The following is a 342-nucleotide window of genomic DNA, read 5'->3' as shown; positions in this document are numbered from 1 at the left end:
AGACCGTGGCCACCGCCCAGGCCAGTACCGACGGCACACTTTCGACCATGTGGTCGGTGAAGATGCAGCTCACCACCAACGGCCAGTACGTGGCGGCCGGGATTGGGCTGGGGATCGAGAACACCGATGCGGGCCTGCAAAGCCAGTTCTTGGTATCGGCGGACCGGTTCGCCGTCGTCGGGACCACCGCCGGGGGGACAGTCTTCACGCCCTTCGTGGTCCAGAGCGGCCAGGTGTACATCAGCCAGGCGTTCATCGCCGACGGCACCATCACCAGCGCGAAGATCGGCGATTACATCCAGTCGACGAACTATGTGGCGGGCTCGACCGGCTGGCGCATGA

1 protein-coding gene is annotated in these 342 nt (G+C 64.9%); it reads left to right on the top strand.

The features are described 5' to 3' along the window. Positions 1-342 (top strand): DUF1983 domain-containing protein (locus tag HAQ05_RS29730; protein ID WP_190427714.1); only part of this gene is annotated, 342 nt, incomplete at both ends.

The sequence above is a fragment of the Pseudomonas typographi genome (assembly GCF_014694385.1).
Lineage (GTDB): Bacteria > Pseudomonadota > Gammaproteobacteria > Pseudomonadales > Pseudomonadaceae > Aquipseudomonas > Aquipseudomonas typographi.
Note: the sequence above shows the minus strand (reverse complement) of the source record. Positions and strands in the feature narration are given on the sequence as shown.